The sequence below is a fragment of the Paraburkholderia sp. HC6.4b genome (assembly GCF_014200875.1).
Taxonomy (GTDB): domain Bacteria; phylum Pseudomonadota; class Gammaproteobacteria; order Burkholderiales; family Burkholderiaceae; genus Paraburkholderia; species Paraburkholderia tuberum.
Window position 1 is genome coordinate 110,541 of the sequence record NZ_JACHDC010000003.1, and the last position, 22,562, is coordinate 133,102.

Below are 22,562 nucleotides of genomic sequence, written 5' to 3' on the forward strand. Positions count from 1 at the left end.
GGTCGCGGCTGCGCGAGCCGTGCCTCAGGTCCGGTTTGAAGCGCGCGGCGACGACGGGCAACGCCCTCGCGCCGCCGCGCGATCACGCTTTGTCGGAGGCTTTCGTTGGCAACCGCAGAACTCGCAGGCAAACACCTCGTCCTCGGCATGACGGGCGGCATCGCCTGCTACAAGATCGCCGAACTCACGCGTCTGCTGACCAAGGCAGGCGCGACCGTGCAGGTCGTCATGACCGAAGCGGCCACCCAGTTCATTACCCCCGTCACGATGCAGGCGCTGTCGGGGCGGCCGGTCTTCACGAGCCAGTGGGACGGTCGCGTGCCGAACAACATGGCGCACATCGATCTATCGCGCGAAGCCGATGTGATCGTGATCGCGCCGGCGTCGACCGACTTCCTCGCCAAGCTCGCGCACGGCATGGCCGACGATCTGCTGTCGACGCTGTGCATCGCACGCGACTGCCCGCTGCTCGTCGTGCCGGCGATGAACCGGCAGATGTGGCAGAACCCGGCCACGCAACGCAACGTCGCGCAACTGCGCGCGGACGGCGTCGAGGTGCTCGGCCCCGATTCGGGCCCGCAGGCCTGCGGCGAAATCGGCGATGGGCGCATGCTCGAAGCGGCCGCGACCTACGAGGCGGTCGCGTCGTTCTTCGCGCCGAAAATCCTGTCCGGCCGGCGCGTGCTGCTGACCGCCGGGCCGACCTTCGAACCGCTCGACCCGGTGCGCGGCATCACCAATCGTTCGAGCGGCAAGATGGGCTTCGCGCTCGCGCGCGCCGCGCAGCAGGCCGGCGCCGACGTGCATCTGGTGGCCGGTCCGGTCGCGCTGGACACGCCGTGGGGCGTCTTGCGCGAGGACGTGCAGACCGCGCAGCAGATGCACGACGCGGTGATGCGCGCGGTCGCGGAGGCGGACATTTTCATCGGCGTCGCGGCGGTGGCCGACTGGCGCGTCGACCACGTCAGCGATCAGAAGATCAAGAAGACCGCCGAGCACGCGCTGCCGAGCTTTTCATTCGTCGAGAATCCAGACATCCTCGCCGCGGTCGCCGGACGGCCGAAGCCGCCGTTCGCGGTCGGCTTCGCCGCCGAAAGCGACAACCTCGAAGTCCACGGCGAGGAAAAGCGCGCGCGCAAGAACGTGCCGCTGCTGATCGGCAATCTGGGACCGCAAACGTTCGGGCTCGACGACAACGAAGTGATTCTGTTCGAAGCAGGCCGCGCGACGAAGCTGCCACGCGCCGACAAGCAGACGCTGGCGCGCGCGCTGATCGCGGAAATCGCGAAGCGTCTGCCGCCCGGCATCAGTCCGGTTGGCTGAACGAGCGAGCGGCAGTGGGCCCGTGTGGCCCTGCCATCTTTGCCCGGTTAGCCGACCGGAATCACCTGGAGCACTACTGCCATGACGCTACTCTCCGTGCTCGATCAAACACCGGTGATCGCCGGCCATTCGGTGGCGGACGCGATCGCCGCGACCGTCGAACTCGCGCAACTCGCCGACGACCTCGGCTACACGCGCTACTGGTGCGCCGAGCACCACGGCCTGCGCGGCGTGTCGAATCCCTGCCCTGAAGTGATGCTGGCGCGCCTCGGCAGCGTGACCAAACGCATTCGCATCGGCTCGGGCGGCATCATGCTGCCGTACTACAGCCCGTTCAAGGTCGCCGAGCAGTTCATGATGCTCGAGGCGCTGTTTCCGAATCGCGTCGATCTCGGCGTCGGACGCGCGCCGGGCGGCGACATGCGCACCGCGCAGGCGGTCGCCGCCGGCGCTTACAATCGCGGCGAGCATTTTCCGCAGCAGGTCGCCGAGCTGCTCGGCCTCATGCACGGCGCGCTGCCCGACGATCATCTCGCGCAGGGCGTGCTGCTGCAGCCGCAGATCGATACGCGCCCGCAGCTGTGGATGCTCGGCTCGAGCGACTTCGGCGGTTTGCTCGCGGCGCAGCTCGGCATCCGCTTTTCGTTCGCGCATTTCATCAACGCGCATTTCGGCAAACAGGTCGCGCTGGCGTATCGCGAACGCTTCCAGCCTGGCAAAGACGCGTCGCGGCCGTATCTGGCGGCCGCGGTCTTCGTGATCTGCGCGGATACCGAGCAGGAAGCCGCGGACCTCGAAAAAGCCGTCGATCTGCGTCGCGTGCAGATGGCGTATGGTCTGAACGAACCGATACCCTCGATCGAGCAAGGCATCGCGCAGGAATATGGCGAGCGCGAACAGCTCGTGATCGACCGCGAAAAGCCGCGCAGCATCATCGGCACGCCTGAGCGCGTGACCGAACGGCTCACGGATTTACAGCAGCAGTTCCAGGCCGACGAGCTGATGGTGCTGACCGTCGCCGGCAGCTATCGTGCGCGCTTGCGCTCCTACGAACTGCTCGCCGACGCATTTCAGCTCGGCTCGAACCAGGCGGCTTGATCGCAAAGGCGTTGCCAGTCAGCCGCGTGCCCCCTTCCCCAATCTCACCCCCAACTATCGAACCTGAATGAAACTCGACCTGAAGATTCTCGATCAGCGCATGCGCGAACAGCTCCCCGCTTACGCGACGACCGGTAGCGCCGGCCTCGATCTGCGCGCCTGCCTCGACGAACCGCTGACGCTGAAACCCGGCGAAACCGCGCTGGTGCCGACCGGACTCGCGATCCACGTCGGCGACCCCGGTTATGCGGCGTTGATTCTGCCGCGCTCGGGTCTCGGCCATAAGCATGGGATCGTGCTCGGCAATCTGGTCGGCCTGATCGATTCCGATTACCAGGGCCAACTGATGATCTCGACGTGGAATCGCGGCGAGACGACATTCGTGCTGAATCCGATGGAACGCCTCGCTCAACTTGTGATCGTGCCCGTCGTGCAGGCCGGGTTCAATATCGTCGATGACTTCGAGGAAAGCGTGCGCGGCGCGGGCGGGTTTGGGAGCACCGGCAAGCATTGATCGATTGCTGCGACGCGGCGGCTGGCGCCTTCAGCGAGCGCCGTGAGAAAAAACCAGAGCATAAAAAAACGGCGCGGGATAAAACCCGCGCCGTTCTGCCTTTGGTGTCCGGCCAGCTCAACCCAACGTCGGCCTGACTGACATCACTCGACTTCCACCGCCTCCGGATTCGGATTGCGCGGCGCCGGATGCTCGTCGAAGGTCAACTGCACCTTGTCGTCGGCATCGACGTCGACCGTCACGCGGCCGCCGTTCATCAGCTTGCCGAACAGCAGCTCGTCGGCGAGCGCGCGACGGATCGTGTCCTGGATCAGGCGCTGCATTGGCCGCGCGCCCATCAGCGGATCGAAACCGTGCTTCGCCAGATGCTTGCGCAGCGCATCGGTGAAGAGCGCATCGACCTTCTTCTCGTGAAGCTGATCTTCCAGCTGCATCAGGAATTTGTCGACCACGCGCATGATGATTTCCTCATCGAGCGAACGGAAGCTGATCGTCGCGTCCAGACGGTTGCGGAACTCCGGCGTGAACATGCGCTTGATGTCGACCATCTCGTCGCCCGCCTCGCGGCGGTTCGTGAAGCCGATCACCGACTTGCCCATTGCCTCGGCGCCCGCGTTCGTCGTCATGATGATGATGACGTTGCGGAAGTCCGCCTTACGCCCGTTGTTGTCCGTCAGCGTGCCGTGGTCCATCACCTGCAGCAGCACGTTGAAGATGTCCGGATGCGCCTTTTCGATTTCATCGAGCAGCAGCACGCAGTGCGGCTTCTTCGTGATCGCCTCGGTCAGCAGGCCGCCCTGGTCGAAACCGACGTAGCCCGGCGGCGCGCCAATCAGCCGGCTCACCGCGTGACGCTCCATGTACTCCGACATGTCGAAGCGGATCAGCTCGATGCCGAGCGTGAACGCGAGCTGCTTCGCGACCTCGGTCTTGCCGACGCCGGTCGGACCCGAGAACAGGAATGCGCCGATCGGCTTGTCGAGCTTGCCGAGGCCCGCGCGCGCCATCTTGATCGCGGCCGACAGCGCATCGATAGCCGGATCTTGACCGAACACGACGCTCTTCAGATCGCGGTCGAGCGTCTGCAGCTTGCTGCGATCGTCCTGCGACACGCTTTGCGCCGGCACGCGCGCGATCTTCGAGATGATTTCCTCGATCTCGTTCTTGCCGATCGTCTTCTTCTGCTTCGACTTCGGCAGAATGCGCTGCGCCGCGCCCGCTTCGTCGATCACGTCGATCGCCTTGTCCGGCAAATGACGATCGGTGATGAAGCGCGCCGACAACTCAGCCGCCGCCGACAGTGCACCCGACGAATACTTGACGCCGTGGTGCTCTTCGAAGCGCGATTTCAGCCCGCGCAGGATCGCGACCGTCTGCTCGACGGTCGGCTCGGTCACGTCGATCTTCTGGAAACGACGCGACAGCGCCGCGTCCTTTTCGAAGATGCCGCGATATTCGGTGAAGGTGGTTGCGCCGATGCACTTCAGCGTGCCCGACGAGAGCGCCGGTTTCAGCAGGTTCGACGCGTCCAGCGTGCCGCCCGACGCGGCACCCGCGCCGATCAGCGTATGGATTTCGTCGATGAAGAGAATGGCGTGCGGACGCTCCTTCAGTTCCTTCAGCACCGTCTTCAGACGCTGCTCGAAATCGCCGCGATACTTGGTGCCCGCGAGCAGCGCGCCCATGTCGAGCGAATACACCTGGGCATCGGCCAGGATGTCCGGCACTTCGCCGCGCGTGATGCGCCATGCGAGCCCTTCGGCGATCGCGGTCTTGCCGACACCGGCCTCGCCGACCAGCAGCGGATTGTTCTTGCGGCGGCGACACAGCACCTGCACCACACGCTCGACTTCCGACTCACGTCCGATCAGTGGATCGATGCGGCCGTCCTTCGCCATCTGGTTCAGGTTCTGCGTGAACTGGGCGAGCGGCGTTTCCTTCTGCGCGGCGGCTTCGTCGGACTCGGCATTCGCATCGCTCGCCTTCGCGGCGTCCGAACTGCTCGTCTTGGCGATGCCGTGCGAGATGAAATTGACTACGTCCAGACGCGTGACGCCCTGCTGCTGCAGGTAGTACACCGCATGCGAGTCCTTCTCGCCGAAGATCGCGACCAGCACGTTCGCGCCGGTCACTTCCTTCTTGCCGTTCGAGGTGGACTGCACATGCATGATCGCGCGCTGGATCACACGCTGGAAACCGAGCGTGGGCTGCGTGTCGACGTCGTCCGTGCCCGGCACGGTCGGCGTGTTGTCATGAATGAAGTTGCGCAGGTTCTGGCGCAGATCCTCGATATTGGCCGCGCAAGCGCGCAGTACCTCTGCCGCCGTCGGGTTATCCAACAGCGCGAGCAAAAGATGCTCGACCGTTATGAACTCGTGCCTTGCCTGGCGCGCTTCCATGAACGCCATATGCAGGCTGACTTCCAGTTCCTGGGCAATCATGCTTCCTCCATCACACACTGCAGCGGATGCCCGGCCTGCCGTGCGTGGGTAACGACTTGCTCGACTTTGGTCGACGCGATGTCCCGCGTATAGACCCCACAAACTCCCCTGCCCTCGCGATGCACCTTCAACATGACCTGCGTTGCGGTTTCACGATCCTTATTGAAATATTCCTGCACGATCATCACGACAAATTCCATCGGCGTGAAGTCGTCATTCAGCAGCACCACCTTGTACATGGATGGCGGCTTGAGTTTCTGCTCCTGCCGCTCCAGTACGGTGCCGTCCTGCTTGTCCGGGATAATCGCCATACACCCATTCTAAACAACTAGGACAGGCCCGCAATCCTGTCAGAACCCGGCCGCCCGGCCGATGAGCCCGTTCGCTGCCACCCGGCGGTCACGACGCTGTCATGTTCGGCCAGGCCTGCGCGTTTTCGACGGGCCGATTGCGGTGCCGGCCCCGATCCTGTCATGCGCGGCGCGTGCTGCACCGCGGTCGGATCGAGTATCGCACAACCTGCCGGTACTGGCTGCGAGCGCTCGCCGCGCTGGGCGTCGGCGCCGCGGGCACAGTCAGCATGTGAGTGGATTATGCGACTTTTCAAGCCACGCCGCTTGCGCCACCGCACATACGGAAGCGGTAAAAACCCTGGAAAGCGGCCTGTTTGCAACGCGACAACGACGTCTCAAAATTTTCTTGACACTCGAATAAAGAGCCCCAACAATCAAGCTGGCACTTTTTTCACCAAGCCATAATCTCGAAAAAATGCCGATGGTGAGCTTGTGAGGAGGGAACGACTGCCTCGCGTGGTCGTGGCTTTTCGAGGGCTCGTGGTAGTGACATGAGTTACAGGGGAAGTTGGAATGGCAACTGGTACGGTCAAATGGTTTAACGACGCAAAGGGTTTCGGATTCATCACGCCTGACGAGGGCGGCGAGGATCTGTTTGCACACTTCTCGGCCATCCAGATGAATGGCTTCAAGACGCTGAAGGAAGGCCAGAAGGTCACCTTCGAAGTCGTGCAAGGCCCGAAAGGCAAGCAGGCATCGAACATTCAGGCGCCAGCCTGAAACGTTTCGATACCCGTCCTTTTTGAAACCCGGCTCCGCGCCGGGTTTCTTTTTTGTGGCAGCTTTCTATTGCAACGGATTTTCCGGCCGGAAAGCCGCGCGAAAATTCCTGGTAAAAAAATACCCCGGCCGTTTGCTGGCGCCGGGGATTTTATGCGAACCGGATAATCCCGGCGCGTCAATTACATATTTTCGATCATCACTTGCCCAAATGCCGAGCACGACACCTGGGTCGCGCCTTCCATCAGGCGGGCGAAATCGTAAGTCACGCGCTTTTGCAGGATCGATTTTTCCATCGAGCTGATTATCAGATCCGCCGCCTCGAACCAACCCAGGTGGCGCAGCATCATTTCCGCTGACAGGATTTCCGAGCCGGGATTCACGTAATCCTTGCCCGCGTATTTCGGCGCCGTGCCGTGCGTCGCTTCGAACATCGCAACCGAATCCGACAGGTTCGCGCCCGGCGCGATTCCGATTCCGCCGACCTGCGCGGCGAGCGCGTCCGAGATGTAGTCGCCGTTCAGGTTCAGCGTGGCGATCACGTCGTATTCGGCCGGGCGCAGCAGGATCTGCTGCAGGAACGCGTCGGCAATCACGTCCTTCACGACGACATCGCCGCCGGTCTTCGGATTCCTGACTTTCATCCAGGGACCGCCGTCGATCAGTTCCGCGTTGAACTCCTTCTGCGCGAGCGCGTAGCCGTAGTCGCGAAACGCGCCTTCGGTGTACTTCATGATGTTGCCCTTGTGCACCAGCGTGACCGAGCGGCGTTCATTGTCGATCGCGTACTGGATCGCCTTGCGCACCAGACGCTCGGTACCTTCGCGCGACACCGGCTTGATGCCGATACCCGACGAATCCGGAAAGCGGATCTTCTTCACGCCCATTTCTTCGCGCAAGAACTTGATGATCTTCTTCGCCTGCTCGGATTCAGCTGGCCATTCGATGCCCGCGTAGATGTCTTCCGAGTTCTCGCGGAAGATCACCATGTTGGTCTTCTCGGGCTCGCGCACCGGCGAGGGCACGCCCTTCAAATATCGCACCGGGCGCAGGCACACATAGAGGTCCAGTTCCTGGCGCAACGCGACGTTCAGCGAGCGGATGCCGCCCCCGACTGGCGTGGTGAGCGGCCCCTTGATCGACACGATGTATTCCTTGACCGCCTGCAGCGTTTCGTCCGGCAGCCATACGTCCGGGCCGTACACCCGGGTCGCCTTCTCGCCCGCGTAGATTTCCATCCAGTGGATTTTCTTCTTGCCGCCGTACGCCTTTTCGACCGCCGCATCCACGACCTTGAGCATGACCGGCGTGATGTCCAGACCAGTGCCGTCGCCTTCGATGTACGGGATGATCGGCTCGTCGGAAACGTTGAGCGAGAAGTCGGCGTTGACGGTGATCTTATCGCCACCTGTCGGAATCTTGATGTGCTGATACGGCATGATCGGACTCCAGTGAAAGCTGTGCAAAAGCTGATGGGAGACTGCGAAAGAGACGCCCTCGCCGCGCAATGCCGAACCGCCGCGAGCGGCCTGGCCGCTATTCTAGCCCACGTCCCACGCGCGACGCGGCCGCCCCTAGCTCCGGGTTTTCCAACATAGACGGCCTCTCGAACGCGCCACGTTCCTCTATAAGATAGAAGAATCTGCGTCCCGGTTTATGCATTATCATCGCGCCGTATCGCTCTGCCGTATCGCTCTCCTATGCGCCTTCTCGCCCTCAACAAGCCGTTCGGCACCATCTGTCAATTTTCGCCACACGAGACGCGGACGTCGCTTGCCGACTGGGTCAGGCTACCCGGCGTCTATCCGGCTGGCCGGCTCGACTCCGATAGCGAAGGCCTGCTGCTGCTCACCGATGACGGCGCGCTGCAGGCGCGCATCGCCGAGCCGCGTCACAAGCTCGTCAAACGCTATTGGGCGCAAGTCGAAGGCGCGCTCGACGACGCCGCGTTGAAAAAGCTCGCGCGCGGCGTCGATCTCGGCGACTACGTGACACGCCCATGTCAGGCGACCTATGTTGAACCGTCCAGCTCGCTGTGGGCGCGCACGCCGCCGATCCGCTATCGCGCCGCGATCCCGACCACATGGGTCGAGCTGTCGATCACCGAAGGCAAGAACCGTCAGGTGCGTCGCATGACGGCGGCGGTGGGTTTTCCGACGCTGCGTCTCGTGCGCGTCGGCATCGGTGCGCTTGACATTTTTTCACTCGGACTGCAACCTGGACAGAGCACGGAGTTGCGAGCGAACGCGCCATGGGATGGCGTCGCCTGAACATTATTTGACGATTGTTCGTTTATCGCCGCAACACCGCGTGCCGAACTCACGCACGCGCGAATCAGCCTGGACGTGCTCACTCCAAACCCGTTTCACGGCTGTGACAATCAAGCTAACTCGTTGTAGCAGCACGCAAAATAATGCGTGAAACGCAGGCCCGAAATGCGTGAAACAAGTGGGCTCGCCGCGAGCCTGCGTCACGCGGTTTGAGCGCGTGTCATCACGATCAAAATTTCCGCGCAATTCGCGTCAACCGCCGTACAACTCCACGCGTTATCCGACGCAGATGCCGCCGAAGCTATCCGGCATTCAGCCTTAAAGACATTTGCATACGCCGTTTTCGCGGCGAGTACGAAAGTCCGAACGCTAGCAGACGCGTCGAAAAATTTGTTCGATGCGGCTGTCAACCGAAAGGTGGATGGCACGTTTACCGACATGACTCTACATATGCCGGGTCATTTGGTTAATTAACTCAAGCTGAGGATTCACAAAATGAACAAACTGATCGCCGCTCTGGTCGCTGGCCTCTTCGCAACGGCAGCATTCGCACAAGCTTCGGCACCGGAAGCAGCTCCGGCAGCTCCGGCAGCAGCAGCTTCGTCGGCAAAGAAGACCACCAAGCACGCTCACAAGAAGTCGCACAAGAAGGCAGCAGCTGCAGCTTCGGCAGCTTCGGAGTAAGTTGCTTGTAAAAACGCAGTAAAGAACCAGCTTCATTGCCGTTCTTACGGCGTTGTAAGGCAGATCACCGCAAGGCGATCTGCCTTTTTGTTTTTGACGCGCTCGCGTAACATGCGCGAGTCAATTTCAGCAAGGAGTCTTGCCGTGCGATTTTCCATGCGCTCGTCGATGGCGCGTTTCGCCATTGCCGTAGCACTGCCGCTCGCGGCGCTGTCGTTCGTCGTCACCACGGCTCCCGCCCAGGCGCAGCAGATGCCGCCGGGCGCCAAGCAGCCGAGCGAGTTTCCGCGCGTCAAGCTGACCGCTGGCATGTTCGTGATCGACGCGGCCGTCGCCGCCAACGACGCGGACCGCGAACAGGGCTTGATGTATCGCACGAAGCTCGCGCCGAACGAAGGGATGCTGTTCGTGTTCAACGAGAACGCGGGCCACTGCTTCTGGATGAAGAACACGCTGATCCCGCTGTCGATCGCATTCATGCGCGCCGACGGCACGATCACCGACATCGACGAGATGCAGGCCGAGACCACCAACAACCACTGCCCAACGCACAACGGCGTGTTCGCGCTGGAAATGCCCAAGGGCTGGTTCTCGGCGAAGGGCATCAAGCCGGGCATGCAGGTCCAGGGCTTACCGCCGGTGCCGGGTATCACGCAGTAAGACCCTCTCACCGCCGGTCCGCGTGTCCGTGCAGCCCCGTAAATGGCCCCGGAGCGGCCTCTGAGCGGGGGCACCGTCCCGCCACGCTATCCCGCGAAAAGCCGGCGTCTCGACCCGAGGCGCCGGCTTTTTTTCGCCCGCTCAGCCCCGCGCCACCAGCCTTCGCGCCGGCTGGCAGGATTCATGCAAAAGACCAATCGACGCGCTATCCTTGTAATCTCGATAAGGTAACGCCAGATAAAGCACCACTCAGACTCCCCGGGCGGCCCACGCGGTCGCCCGGCATGCGTTTCAGGCGCGCCATTACAAGGAGATTCACGTGCCCCGCAAGACTCCCATCGAGCGCTACCGGAATATCGGCATCAGCGCTCACATCGATGCCGGCAAAACCACCACCACCGAACGGATCCTGTTCTACACCGGCGTGACCCACAAGATCGGCGAGGTTCACGACGGTGCGGCGACGATGGACTGGATGGAACAGGAGCAGGAGCGCGGCATCACGATCACGTCGGCGGCCACGACCGCGTTCTGGAAGGGCATGGCCGGCAACTATCCCGAGCATCGGATCAACATCATCGACACCCCCGGGCACGTCGACTTCACGATCGAAGTCGAGCGCTCGATGCGCGTGCTCGACGGCGCCTGCATGGTGTACGACTCGGTCGGCGGCGTGCAGCCGCAATCGGAAACCGTGTGGCGCCAGGCGAACAAGTACAAGGTGCCGCGCATCGCATTCGTCAACAAGATGGACCGCGTCGGCGCGGACTTCTTCCGCGTGCAGCGGCAGATCGGCGATCGTCTGAAGGGGGTCGCCGTGCCGATCCAGATTCCGATCGGCGCGGAAGAGCACTTCCAGGGCGTGGTCGACCTCGTGAAGATGAGGGCGATCTACTGGGACGACGACAGCCAGGGCATCAAGTTCGAGTACCGCGACATCCCGGCTGAACTCGCGGCCACCGCGAAGGAATGGCACGACAAGATGGTCGAGGCCGCGGCCGAGGCGAACGAGGAACTGCTCGAGAAGTACCTCGGCGGCGAACCGCTGAGCGAAGCCGAAATCAAGCACGGCATCCGCGCGCGCACGATCGCCAACCAGATCGTGCCGATGTTGTGCGGCAGCGCGTTCAAGAACAAGGGCGTGCAGGCGATGCTCGACGCGGTGATCGACTATCTGCCGTCGCCGGTCGACGTGCCCGCGATCACCGGTCACGACGAGCACGACAAGGAAATCGAGCGTCATCCCAACGACGACGATCCGTTCTCGGCGCTCGCCTTCAAGATCATGACCGACCCGTTCGTCGGTCAGCTGATCTTCTTCCGCGTGTACTCGGGCGTCGTCAACTCGGGCGACACGGTCTACAACGCGGTCAAGGAAAAGAAGGAACGCCTCGGCCGGATCCTGCAGATGCACGCGAACGAGCGCAAGGAAATCAAGGAGGTCTACGCGGGCGACATCGCCGCGGCCGTCGGCCTGAAGGAAGCGACCACCGGCGACACGCTCTGCGATCCTAATCATGTGATCATCCTTGAAAAGATGATCTTCCCGGACCCGGTGATCTCGCAGGCCGTCGAACCGAAGACCAAGGCCGACCAGGAAAAGATGGGCATCGCGCTGAACCGTCTCGCGCAGGAAGACCCGTCGTTCCGCGTGCAGACCGATGAGGAATCCGGACAGACGATCATCTCCGGCATGGGCGAGCTGCACCTCGAAATTCTGGTCGACCGGATGAAGCGCGAGTTCGGCGTGGAAGCGACCGTCGGCAAGCCGCAGGTCGCGTATCGCGAAACCGTGCGCAACAAGGTCGAGGACGTCGAAGGCAAGTTCGTCAAGCAGTCGGGCGGCCGCGGTCAGTATGGCCACGCGGTGATTTCGCTGGAGCCGTCCGAGCAGGGCAAGGGCTACGAATTCGTAGACGCGATCAAGGGCGGCGTGATTCCGCGCGAATTCATCCCCGCAGTCGACAAGGGCATCGTGGAAACGCTGAAAGCCGGCGTGCTCGCGGGCTATCCGGTCGTCGACGTGAAGGTCACGCTGACTTTCGGTTCGTACCACGACGTCGACTCGAACGAAAACGCGTTCCGCATGGCCGGCTCGATAGCGTTCAAGGAAGCGATGCGCAAGGCGAAGCCCATCCTGCTCGAACCGATGATGGCCGTCGAGGTGGAAACGCCTGAGGACTTCATGGGCAACGTGATGGGCGACCTGTCGAGCCGACGCGGCATGGTGCAGGGCATGGAAGACATCGCGGGCGGCGGCGGCAAGCTGGTGCGCGCGGAGGTGCCGCTCGCCGAGATGTTCGGCTATTCGACGTCGCTGCGCTCGGCCACCCAGGGCCGCGCGACCTACACGATGGAGTTCAAGCATTACGCCGAGACGCCGAGCAATGTCGCCGAGGCCGTGATCAACGCGAAGAAGCAATGACGCTGACGCGGCGGCGTTGAGCGCGACAAGCCGAAGCCCGCTCCCTGTGAGCGGGCTTTTTTTTACGGCGCCGTTTGCATCGTCGAGCCACGCACCCGTTTTTTGAACGTGCCAGAATGTTGATCAGCCATGCGGCACGCCCCTGAATCGTAAGACCGAAGCGAACGACTCGAACGCGGCACGCCAGCCGAGGAGGAGACACGATGAGCCAGGATCACGAACATCCGCATTACCGGGCCGAGCACGACGCCGCCGAAGCCAGCCAGCAGATCGACTGGCGCGAACACGGCGTGAAGGTCATCCGCGGCGATCAGCTCGACACCAACACCGCGCAAACGCCGGGCATGAACCGCGCGGCCGCGATCAACGCGGCGCGCGTCGGCGCGCAGAAAATCTGGGCCGGCACCGTGACGATCCATCCGAATGCGAAGACCGGCGCGCATCATCATGGCGCGCTCGAAAGCGTGATCTACGTTGTGCGCGGCCAGGCGCGCATGCGCTGGGGCGAGCATCTGGAATTCACCGCCGAGGCCGGTCCCGGCGACTTCATCTTCGTGCCGCCCTATGTGCCGCATCAGGAGATCAACGCGAGCACCGACGAGCCGCTCGAATGCGTGCTCGTGCGCAGCGACAATGAAGCGGTCGTCGTCAATTTGAACATCGACGCGGTCGAGCAGCCGGAAACCGTCTACTGGGTCGATCCGATCCACAAGCATCCGCACGATCACTAAGCCGCTCATCAACCTATCCATTCATCCGCTCGTGCCACATGACGCCTAACGCCTCGCTGCGCCCTCGCCTCGTCGCGCTCTACGCGGTGCTGCTCGCCGCCAACCTCGGCGCATGGCTGTGGGCGCTAATCGCGTTTCGCCACTACCCGCTGCTGCTCGGCACCGCGCTGCTCGCGTATGGCTTCGGTCTGCGTCATGCGGTCGACGCCGACCACATCGCGGCGATCGACGCCGTTACGCGCAAGCTGATGCAAACCGGCGTGCGACCGGTCGGGATCGGGCTCGCGTTTTCGCTCGGCCATTCGACGATCGTGATCGCGGCGACGATCGGCATCGCCTGGACCACGCATTCGCTGAATGGGCGCTTCGAAAGCTTCAAGGAAGTTGGCGGCACGCTCGGGACACTGGTTTCCGCGTCGTTCCTGCTGGTGCTCGCGGCGGTCAATCTCGTGGTCCTGCGCGACGTGTGGCGCCGCTACCGGCACACGCAACGTGGCGACGTTGCGAGCACAGCGTCAGCCGATGCGCTCGCCCCAGCCGGGCTGCTGTCGCGCGCATTGCGGCCGCTGTTTCGGCTGGTCACGAAAAGCTGGCACATGTATCCGGTCGGCGTGCTGTTCGGGCTCGGCTTCGACACCGCGACCGAGGTCGGCCTGCTCGCGATCGCTGCGTCGCAGGCCAGCACTGGCCTGCCGCTCTATTCGATCCTCGTGTTCCCCGCGCTCTTCACGGCCGGCATGACGCTTGTCGATTCGACCGACAACGTGCTGATGGTGCACGCGTACGGCTGGGCGATGGACGACCCGAAGCGCAAGCTTTACTACAACGCGAGCATCACGTTCGTGTCGGCGATGGTCGCGATCGTGATTGGCGGCGTCGAGGCGCTGGGGCTGCTGTCGGATCGCTTCGGCTGGAGCGGCGGGGTGTCGGATGCGATCGTCGGAATCAACGATCATTTCGGCGCGCTCGGCTATGCGATCGTCGCGGCCTTCATGGCGTGCTGGATCGGCTCGGTGCTGTTTCATCGCTGGAGACGGCCGGATACGGCGGCACGATAAGTGATCTGGCCTACCGGGAAACCGATCTACACCGTAGGTTTCTTTGAGAGTTCCACCTTGTGGAGTTCGAAACCGCATTTCGCACCGTGTTGCTCCGCCAATCCGTCCACAATCGCGGCCGCCCCTCGCGAGCACGCGTCCGGTAACCGTTGTGACGACGACACACCGCGCGTCATTTATCGGCCGATCGACTAGCGCGGCGCGCCCCGGGTGCGCCAGAGCCGCGAGCAATCGCTTACACTGAGACCGCTCTGCACAGCGTTGCCCTTTCGCGATAGCGGCCCCACCACATCCCATCGCCCATCGGAAGGCGCGCTGCCCTCGCGCCGTCGCGCGGCTCGCGCGACGCCTCCGAACCAGCAACAGAACGGGTTGGACACGCCATCGATGAAAACGCCAGCGGACCGATTTCTCGCACCTGACGCATTGGACGCAGCCCGCCTCACAGCCGACGCCTACGGCAACCACGCCCTCGACGAGTTTGTCGCCGGCCGCATCACGCGCCGCGAGCTGCTACGACATGCGAGCGTGATCGGTCTGTCGCTCGCGGGTGGCGGCCTGCTCGGCGCGCCGCGATCGCGGGCGCAAGGTGCACCGCCCACGTCGAACCAGACGATCCGCGTCGCGCATCTGACGCCGGCGGGCGCTGTCGATCCGCTGACGGTGACTGACGCCGCGAGTCTCGCGCTGCTGAACCAGACCGGCGAATTCCTGATCGACGACGACGGCGAGAAGCTGATGCTGAAGCCCGCGCTCGCGCTGTCGTGGAAGCCGAACGACAAGGGCGACGTGTGGACCTTCAAGTTGCGCCCCAACGTGAAATTCCACGACGGCCAGAGCTTCGGCGCGAAAGACGTGGTCGCGACCTTCGACCGTCTCGCCGATCCCGCGAGCGGCTCGGCCGCGCTATCGGTACTAAAGGGCGTGCTGTCGAAAGGCGGCGCGAAGGTCGTCGATGAACACACGGTGGAGTTTCATCTCGACGCGCCGACCGGCAATTTCCCGTACTACGTTTCCTCGGATAATTACAACGCGGTGATCCTGCCCGCGAACTTCGCGGGCAACTACGAAAAGAGTTTCATCGGCACGGGTCCGTTCAAATTCGAAAAGTATCAGCCGAAGGTTGGCGCGTCGTTCGTGCGCAATCCCGACTACTGGGGCGAAAAAGCGTTACCGCAACGTGTACAGTTTTCGTTCTACGCCGACGAGCAGGCTCAACTGCTCGCGTTGCAAGGCCATCAGGCCGACGTGATGGGCACGTTCACCGTGCAGGGCGGCGCGGCCATCCTGAACAATCCGGACTACAAGGCGGTCGGCGTCAAGTCGAGCGCGCACCGCCAGATTCACATGCGCAACGACAGCCCGCTCTTCAAGGACAAGCGCGTGCGTCAGGCACTCGCGTTGTCGCTCGATCGCGACGTGATCGTGCGCGGTCTCTTCAAGGGTCGCGCACAACTCGGCAACGACAGCCCGTTCGCGCCGGTGTTTCCATCGTCGGATGCGGGCGTGCCGCAACGCAGGATCGACGTCGCGAAGGCGAAGCAGCTGCTCGCGCAGGCTGGCGTGCCGAACGGTTTCGACGTCACGCTGACCACCGAAAAATACATGGAGATCCCCGACCTCGCGGTCGTCGTGCAGAACGCCGCGAAGGCGATCGGCGTGCGCATCAATCTGAAGGTCGAGAGCCAATCGCTCTACTACGGCGCGGGCACGCCGGGCAAATCCGACTGGCTCGACTCGCCGCTCGGCATCACCGATTACGGCCATCGCGGCGTGCCGAACGTGTTCCTCACCGCGACGCTGACGAGCAACGGCACATGGAACGCCGCGCACTTCAAGAATCCGCAATACGATCAACTGGTCGCGCAGTTCGTCGCGGCGATCGATCTCGCCACGCAAAAGAAAATCTCCGGGCAGATCCAGACGCTATTGCTCGACGAAACGCCGCTGATCATCCCGTTCTTCTACGATCAGCTGATCGCGATGCGCAAGGGCGTGAACGGCGTGCGCTTCACTGCGCTCGCGCAACTGTATTTCGATCGCGCGACGCTCAGCGCGTAAGCAGCGCGCTGTCCGTCTCGCTTTTCGCAGGAGAACTCACGATGTCGGCTCCGGCGCCCTCTCCCGCCTCGAATACATCGCGTCCGCCGCGCGCGACGAACGGCAACGCGGGCCGCGTCGCGCGTTTTCTCGCGACGCGCGCGGGTCTTTCGCTGATCACGCTGTGGCTGCTGTCGGTGATCGTGTTCGCGGGCGGCCAGCTGCTGCCCGGCGATATCGGCCGCGCGGTGCTCGGGCCGCTCGCCGATGCGCGCGCGGTCGCCGCGCTCGATCATCAGCTCGGCGCCGACCGGCCGCTGCTCACGCAATACATCGACTGGATCACGCATTTCGTGCGCGGCAACATGGGGCTGTCGTACGCGTATCGCGAACCGGTCAGGCCGTTCATCGCCGATGCGCTCGGGCATTCGGCGAAGCTCGGCCTGCTCGCGTTCATCGTCGTCGTGCCGCTCGGCATCGCAGGCGGCGTGTGGTCGGCGATGCATGCGGGGCGCTGGCTCGATCGCACGATCAGCATCGCCGGTTTGTCGGCGACCGTGGTGCCGGAGTTCGTGTCGTCGATCGTGCTGATTCTCGTGTTCGGCGTGTGGCTGCGCTGGCTGCCCATCGAGGCCTCATCTCCGCCCGATGCGAGCGTGCTCGAACAGCTGCGCCATCTGGTGCTGCCGGTGCTGCCGCTCGTCCTCGTGTTCTTCGGCTACATCGCGCGAATGGCACGCGCGGGCACCGTCGAAGCGCTCGACGCCGACTACACGCGCACCGCGATCCTCAAGGGCCTGCCGCGCCACGTCGTGATCTGGCGGCACGTGCTGCGCAATGCACTGCTGCCGACGATCACCGTCGCCGCCACCCAACTCGGCTACATGATCGGCGGACTCGTGGTGGTCGAGACGCTGTTCCGCTACCAGGGCATCGGCTCGCTGATCTACAACGCCGCCAAGGCGAAGGATTTTCCAATGCTCGAAGCGGGCGTACTGACGATCGGCGTCGTCTATACGCTCGCGAATCTGGTCGCCGATGCGCTGCACGTGCTGCTCAATCCGCGACTGCGGGTAAGGACCGCCGAATGAATACGACCGTGCCGCCGGCTTCATCGACGCCACCAGGCTCGCCCGCGCCAGGCGCACCGGGCTCCGAGCCGCGTTTCCCGCGCCTCCTCCTGCTGCTCGGTTCGCCGACCTTCATCGTGGGCGCGCTGATCGTCGCGTGGTGGATCGTCTGCGCGATCGCCGGGCCGTGGTTCGTGCATCTCGATCCATACGCGTCCGATCCGCTCAATTCGCTGACGCCGCCCGATCGCACACACTGGTTCGGCACCGATCAGCTCGGCCGCGACGTATTCTCGCGCGTGATCGTCGGCGCGCGCGACATCCTGACGATCGCGCCGCTCGCAACACTGCTCGGCACCGCGGCGGGCACCGCGCTCGGCCTGGTGGTCGGCTACTTCGACGGCTGGGTCGACGACGTGATCGGCCGCATGATCGACGCGGTGCTCGCGCTGCCGCTCGTGATCGTCGCGCTGCTCGCGCTCGCCGCGGTCGGTGCGTCGAACTTCACGGTGATTCTCGTGATCGGCACCACCTTCACGCCGATAACAGCCCGCACCGTGCGCGCCGCCGTGTTCGCAGAGCGGCATCTCGACTATGTGGCCGCCGCGCAGCTGCGCGGCGAACGCGCGCCGTACATCATGTTCGCGGAGATCCTGCCGAACGTGCTGCCGCCGATCGTCGTCGAAGCAACGGTGCGGCTCGGCTATGCGATCTTCGCAGTCGCGACGCTGTCGTTTCTCGGCTTCGGCATCCAGCCGCCGTCGGCCGACTGGGGGCTCGCGCTGTCCGAGTCGTACACGTTGATGGCGGGGGGCGCGTGGTGGACCGTCGTGTTTGCGGCGGGCGCGATCGCGTCACTGGTGGTCGGCGTCAATCTGATCGCCGACGGCGTGCAGGGAGTGCTCGACCAATGAACGGCCCACCGCCCTCCTCGTTCGCGGCGTTCGACGTGTCGAAAAGCGATCGCACCGATGCGCTGACCGTGGTCGGCCTGACGGTCACCTACCGGATCCGCGGACGCGATCGCGAAGTGCTGCAGGACGTATCGTTTCGCGTGCGACGCGGCGAGGCGTATGGGCTCGTCGGCGAATCCGGTTGCGGCAAGTCGACCGTGGCAATGGCGACGCTGCGCTATCTGCCGCGCAACGGCAAGGTGAAGGCCGGCAAGATCGTAATCGCCGGTGAGGACGTGCAGAAGCTGGGTGCCGACGCGCTGCGCAGCATGCGTGCGACGACCGTCTCGATGGTCTACCAGGACCCGGGGCGCGCACTGAATCCATCGCTGACGATCGCCCGTCAGGTTTCCGAAGCATTCGAGGCGGCCGGCGTCGCGCGCGACGAGGCGCTGCAACGCACGCTCGAGATACTCAAACGCGTCCGCATCGCGGCGCCCGAGCGCGTGATGAACAGCTATCCGCATCAATTGTCGGGCGGCATGCAGCAGCGCGTCGTGATCGCGATGGCGCTCGCGTCGAACCCCGCGCTGCTGATTCTCGACGAACCGACTACCGGCCTCGATGCGACCGTCGAAGCGGAAGTGCTCGACCTCGTCGCACGGTTGCGCGAGGAACTCGGCACCGCGGTGCTGTTCATCAGCCACAACCTCGCGGTGATCGGCCGCATGTGCGAACGCGTCGGCGTGCTGTACGCGGGCAAGCTGGTCGAGGAAGGCGCGACCCAGGACGTGTTCGCACGGCCGCGTCATCCGTACACGGTCGGGTTGCTGCGCTGCCTGCCGACGGCCGGACGCAGCAAGGACAGCGAGCGGCTCGATACGATCGCGGGCGGCCTGCCTCTGCCGGGCTCGGTCACGCAGGGCTGCATCTATGCGGAGCGCTGCCGTCTCGCCGACGAGCGCTGCCGCCGCGACGCGCCGCCGCCCTATCGCCTCGGCGCCCGGCATGGCGATCAGATGGCGCGCTGCCACTATCACGAGCGTGCGATCGAACTGCCGCGTGCGACATCGAGCGCGGCGCCGGTGGCGGCCGCATCATCCAATGCGGCGCCGCGCGCGCCCTCTGGGCCGGTCTTGCGCGCCCGGAACCTGTCGAAAACATTCCACGTATCGGGCGTCCCGCTGCGCGCGGTCGACGACGTGTCGCTCGAACTCGCGAGCGGCGAGACGCTCGGCCTCGTCGGCGAATCGGGCAGCGGCAAGACAACGCTCGCGCGGCTGCTGCTCGGCCTGCTCGCACCCGATGCCGGCAGCGTGCTCGAACTCGACGGCGCCCCGCTCGCCGCGCGCGTCACACGACGCAGCGACGAGCAGCTGAAATCGCTGCAGATCGTGTTCCAGAATCCGGACTCGGCGCTCAATCGCGCGCATTCCGTCAAGCGGCTGATCGGCCGTGCGCTCGCGCGCTTCACCGCGCTGCGCGGGCCCGAGATCGACGCACGGCTCGCCACGCTGACGGACGCCGTGCGGCTGCCCGAGCGCTATCTGGACGCACGTTCACGCCAGCTTTCGGGCGGACTCAAGCAGCGCGTCGCGATTGCGCGCGCGTTCGCCGGCGAACCGCGCGTCGTCGTGTGCGATGAGCCGACTTCGTCGCTCGACGTGTCGGTGCAGGCCGCGATTCTGAACCTGCTCGCCGATCTGCAGCGCGAGCGCGGCGTCAGCTACGTATTCATCTCGCACGATCTGCACGTGGTCCGCTATGTGTCGGATCGCATCGCGGTGCTCTACCTCGGCCGCCTGCTCGAAATCGGGCCGGCGGCGGCCGTGTTCGATGGACCGCAGCATCCCTATACCGAGGCGCTGCTGTCCGCCGTGCCGACGCTGCCGGGCGACGGCGCGTCCGGCGAGGTGCATCAACGTACGCGTATCCGTCTCACCGGCGAGTTGCCCGGGCCCGGCGCGATGCCGTCGGGCTGCGTGTTTCACACGCGCTGTCCACGCAAGCTCGGCGCGATCTGCGAGCAGCAGGACCCGCCGTTTCTCGACGCGGACGGCGCCGCCGATTCGTCTTGCGCGCACCGGATTCGCTGCCATATTCCGGTCGCCACACTTCGCGAGCTGCAAAGCGAGCCGCGCGACGACAACGCGGGCGACCCGACGAATGGCGGCAACTCCGACGATGCGGCGGAAAACGCCAGCTAGCGTCGACTCGAACCTCATCGACTCACACCGCCCCTCTTAACGAATCCCGCGTCGGAACACGCTTTTGCGTCCGCGCGTTTCATCGTCGCAACGTTTTGAGGCGTTTTTCCGGCGTGCGCATCGCACATCCCGATATCGCCCGTGTCGCTTCAAGGCTTTGCGACGCGTGGCATGGATATCGCTAAATTAGCGGCCAGAGATTCGAAGCCAAACCGGGCGCGCAACGCCGCGCATATCCGCACGACGAGCGTCACCACGCGATGGCGCGACCTCGCGCGATCAGCACGGCAGCGACGCACGGACAACTTCGACACAACGGACCGGGGGTTCGACAAGACCCGCGTGCAGACAGGTTGGCCGGCGCTGGGGCAGCTCGCGAAGGCGGCAGCGAGGTACCGTCCTTCGCTCTGGAGACGCGCGATGAAGACCGGAAAATCAGATCAGTACTACTGTGCAATGATGCGCGGCGCGGTGGTCCTCGCGGGGGTCGCGGTGTTGGCGGGCGGGACCGCGTACGGGGCGTCGACGGACGTGATCCCTCGCTGGATTGTGCTGGCCGACGCGTTGCGGGTGCAACCCGGCGATTCAACGCCGCTGCTGCTCGCGCAGAACGACGGCGCGGCAACCGGCGCCGAGGCTGGCACGGCCACGGCCGCCGACGATGCCGCCTCGGTGTTCGCGCCGGCCGGCTGCGGCGGGCTCGGCGGTCCGGGCTGCGGGCGGCTCGGCGGCGGCAGTGGCAACGGCAGCGGTAATGGCGGCGCGGCGAGTTCGAGCAATAGCGGTGCTGGCGCAAGCGGCAACAGCGGCGCCGGGGCGGCGGGTTCAGGGAGCGGAAGTGGGAGTGGCGGTGCGGGCACGGGCAGTAAGGGAAATAGCGGTAGTGGTGGTGGCGGTGGAAGCGGAGGCGGAGGCGGAGGCGGAGGCGGTGGCGGCGGTGGAGGCGGTGGAGGCGGTGGCGGCGGTGGAGGCAGCGGCGGAGGCGGAAGCAGCGGCGGCAGCGGGAGCGGCGGCTGCGGTTGCGGAGGCTCCAGCGGTGGCCCAGGTGGTGGCTCCAGCGGTGGCCCTAGCGGTGGTTTCGGCGGTGCGAATGGTGGTGGCTTCGGTGGTGGCTTCGGTGGCGGGTTCGGCGGAGGCTTTGGCGGAGGCTTCGGCGGCGGTCACGGAGGCAAGGGTGGCGGCAGCGGCGGCAGTGGCAACGGTGGCGGGAACGGGCACTAGGCGTCGCCCGTTGCCCCGGGTAGGGAGCCCCCGCGCCCTACCCGCCAGCGACATGTCCCGGCATACTGTCCGCTATCCGCTGGCAACGGCGGTGATGTCCCGATCCCCCGGTCGGGCGTCACCGCCGGAGGCCGGTCGGAGCGGCCCGCCCGCCTTCGGCGCGCGCTGACGGAATGGCTCGGAGCGCGCGCGCGCCGCGCCTCGCGCCATCGCGCGAACCGCACCGCGAGCGGCGGAAACACAACCTCCATTGCGTGCGAGTGTTATGGAACCAATCCGAGACGACCGCCTCATATCAAATTCATCGTTCGATATGAGGGCCCACAACATGCATAGAAGCGTCCCCCCCTCCGCGACCCGCACGGCAGCCGCCGTGCTGACCGCTGCCGCCCTGGGCCTCGCATCGCTCGCCAATGCGCAAACACCCGCGCAGCCAATGGCGCAAACCTTGTCGCAAGCGGCACCACCGGTCGACCCGAGCTTCTCCGCCTACTCGCTCGTCCAGAGCTGCAAACAGCGCCACGACAACGTCGCGCAAGGGCAATGCGTCGGCGCGATCCGCGGCATCATCCACGGTTATCAATACGGCGTGCTGTTCCTCTCGCAACGAGCAACCCTCCCCGCCAACGAAACGCAGCGCGTGTCGCTATGCCTGCGCGACGTGGCGGTGTCGTCGATCGTCGACGACTTCCTCGCCGATGCCGCCCAGGTGCCGGACGACGCGCTGCAGCACACCCCCGCCGAAGTCGCCGTGCTCGGCTCCGTGCATCAGCACCATCCCTGCACCTGAACGCCGCGTCAGCGCGAGCGGCGTCATCGACGCCCACAGCGCTTCGAGCCTCGCGCGCCGCCGT

19 protein-coding genes are annotated in these 22,562 nt (G+C 64.6%); 16 read left to right on the forward strand and 3 right to left on the reverse strand.

From position 1 onward, the window contains the following. The first annotated feature begins 105 nt into the window (after positions 1-105). The 3 genes from coaBC (at position 106) to dut (ending at position 2,935) form a co-directional block, all read left to right on the forward strand. The gene (gene coaBC, locus HDG34_RS05005) at positions 106-1,323 is read left to right on the forward strand and encodes a bifunctional phosphopantothenoylcysteine decarboxylase/phosphopantothenate--cysteine ligase CoaBC (RefSeq protein ID WP_184058179.1); all 1,218 of its coding nucleotides are present in this window, start codon (positions 106-108) and stop codon (positions 1,321-1,323) included. A gap of 81 nt (positions 1,324-1,404) precedes the next feature. Continuing rightward, the gene (locus tag HDG34_RS05010; RefSeq protein ID WP_090801576.1) at positions 1,405-2,421 is read left to right on the forward strand and encodes an LLM class flavin-dependent oxidoreductase; all 1,017 of its coding nucleotides are present in this window, start codon (positions 1,405-1,407) and stop codon (positions 2,419-2,421) included. A gap of 67 nt (positions 2,422-2,488) precedes the next feature. Continuing rightward, positions 2,489-2,935, forward strand: a complete 447-nt coding sequence (dut, locus tag HDG34_RS05015) for a dUTP diphosphatase (protein ID WP_018421593.1) — start codon at positions 2,489-2,491, stop codon at positions 2,933-2,935. Between the two features lie 143 nt (positions 2,936-3,078). On the opposite strand, the gene clpA is transcribed toward dut, so the two are convergent. Continuing rightward, positions 3,079-5,376 carry an ATP-dependent Clp protease ATP-binding subunit ClpA gene (clpA, locus tag HDG34_RS05020; RefSeq protein WP_090801577.1) on the reverse strand — a complete coding sequence of 766 codons (2,298 nt, stop codon included), beginning with the start codon at positions 5,374-5,376 and terminating at the stop codon, positions 3,079-3,081. After that, on the reverse strand, positions 5,373-5,687 hold the full coding sequence (gene clpS, locus HDG34_RS05025; protein ID WP_008919570.1) for an ATP-dependent Clp protease adapter ClpS: 315 nt from the start codon (positions 5,685-5,687) through the stop codon (positions 5,373-5,375). The genes clpA and clpS overlap by 4 nt, the downstream gene beginning before the upstream one ends. Positions 5,688-6,242: 555 nt before the next feature. Here clpS and HDG34_RS05030 point away from each other — a divergent pair. Continuing rightward, positions 6,243-6,449 (forward strand): cold-shock protein, encoded by a 207-nt coding sequence (locus tag HDG34_RS05030; protein ID WP_007180614.1) that lies wholly within the window; start codon positions 6,243-6,245, stop codon positions 6,447-6,449. Between the two features lie 182 nt (positions 6,450-6,631). Here HDG34_RS05030 and icd read toward each other — a convergent pair whose 3' ends face one another. Beyond that, entirely contained in the window at positions 6,632-7,888 is a 1,257-nt protein-coding gene (icd, locus tag HDG34_RS05035; RefSeq protein WP_090801579.1) for an NADP-dependent isocitrate dehydrogenase, read from the reverse strand. 261 nt (positions 7,889-8,149) lie between these two features. On the opposite strand from icd, the gene HDG34_RS05040 reads away from it, so the two are divergent. From HDG34_RS05040 to HDG34_RS05095, 12 genes are all read left to right on the forward strand, one after another. Continuing rightward, positions 8,150-8,719: a pseudouridine synthase gene (locus HDG34_RS05040; RefSeq protein WP_184058181.1), complete on the forward strand. Its 570-nt coding sequence runs from the start codon at positions 8,150-8,152 to the stop codon at positions 8,717-8,719. Between the two features lie 495 nt (positions 8,720-9,214). Further along, positions 9,215-9,403 (forward strand): hypothetical protein, encoded by a 189-nt coding sequence (locus tag HDG34_RS05045; RefSeq protein WP_184058182.1) that lies wholly within the window; start codon positions 9,215-9,217, stop codon positions 9,401-9,403. A 144-nt stretch (positions 9,404-9,547) separates the two neighbouring features. Beyond that, complete coding sequence (locus HDG34_RS05050) at positions 9,548-10,063, forward strand: DUF192 domain-containing protein (protein ID WP_176078905.1); 516 nt, start codon at positions 9,548-9,550, stop codon at positions 10,061-10,063. A gap of 319 nt (positions 10,064-10,382) precedes the next feature. After that, on the forward strand, positions 10,383-12,488 hold the full coding sequence (gene fusA, locus HDG34_RS05055) for an elongation factor G (RefSeq protein ID WP_184058184.1): 2,106 nt from the start codon (positions 10,383-10,385) through the stop codon (positions 12,486-12,488). 203 nt (positions 12,489-12,691) lie between these two features. Continuing rightward, the gene (locus tag HDG34_RS05060) at positions 12,692-13,219 is read left to right on the forward strand and encodes a cupin domain-containing protein (RefSeq protein ID WP_184058186.1); all 528 of its coding nucleotides are present in this window, start codon (positions 12,692-12,694) and stop codon (positions 13,217-13,219) included. 38 nt (positions 13,220-13,257) lie between these two features. Next, complete coding sequence (locus HDG34_RS05065) at positions 13,258-14,277, forward strand: HoxN/HupN/NixA family nickel/cobalt transporter (protein WP_184058188.1); 1,020 nt, start codon at positions 13,258-13,260, stop codon at positions 14,275-14,277. 387 nt (positions 14,278-14,664) lie between these two features. After that, positions 14,665-16,338, forward strand: a complete 1,674-nt coding sequence (locus tag HDG34_RS05070) for an ABC transporter substrate-binding protein (RefSeq protein WP_184058190.1) — start codon at positions 14,665-14,667, stop codon at positions 16,336-16,338. A gap of 41 nt (positions 16,339-16,379) precedes the next feature. Further along, positions 16,380-17,408, forward strand: a complete 1,029-nt coding sequence (locus HDG34_RS05075) for an ABC transporter permease (RefSeq protein WP_184058192.1) — start codon at positions 16,380-16,382, stop codon at positions 17,406-17,408. Next, a complete protein-coding gene (locus HDG34_RS05080; protein WP_184051565.1) occupies positions 17,405-18,301 on the forward strand; it encodes an ABC transporter permease in 897 nt (298 codons plus the stop codon). Before HDG34_RS05075 ends, HDG34_RS05080 begins: the two co-directional genes overlap by 4 nt. Then, positions 18,298-20,487, forward strand: coding sequence for an ABC transporter ATP-binding protein (locus tag HDG34_RS05085; RefSeq protein ID WP_184058194.1), 2,190 nt, complete (start codon positions 18,298-18,300; stop codon positions 20,485-20,487). Before HDG34_RS05080 ends, HDG34_RS05085 begins: the two co-directional genes overlap by 4 nt. A gap of 420 nt (positions 20,488-20,907) precedes the next feature. After that, positions 20,908-21,708, forward strand: coding sequence for a hypothetical protein (locus HDG34_RS05090; RefSeq protein ID WP_184058196.1), 801 nt, complete (start codon positions 20,908-20,910; stop codon positions 21,706-21,708). Positions 21,709-22,036: 328 nt separating this feature from the next. Next, positions 22,037-22,498: a Rap1a/Tai family immunity protein gene (locus HDG34_RS05095; protein WP_184023091.1), complete on the forward strand. Its 462-nt coding sequence runs from the start codon at positions 22,037-22,039 to the stop codon at positions 22,496-22,498. Positions 22,499-22,562: the final 64 nt, after the last annotated feature.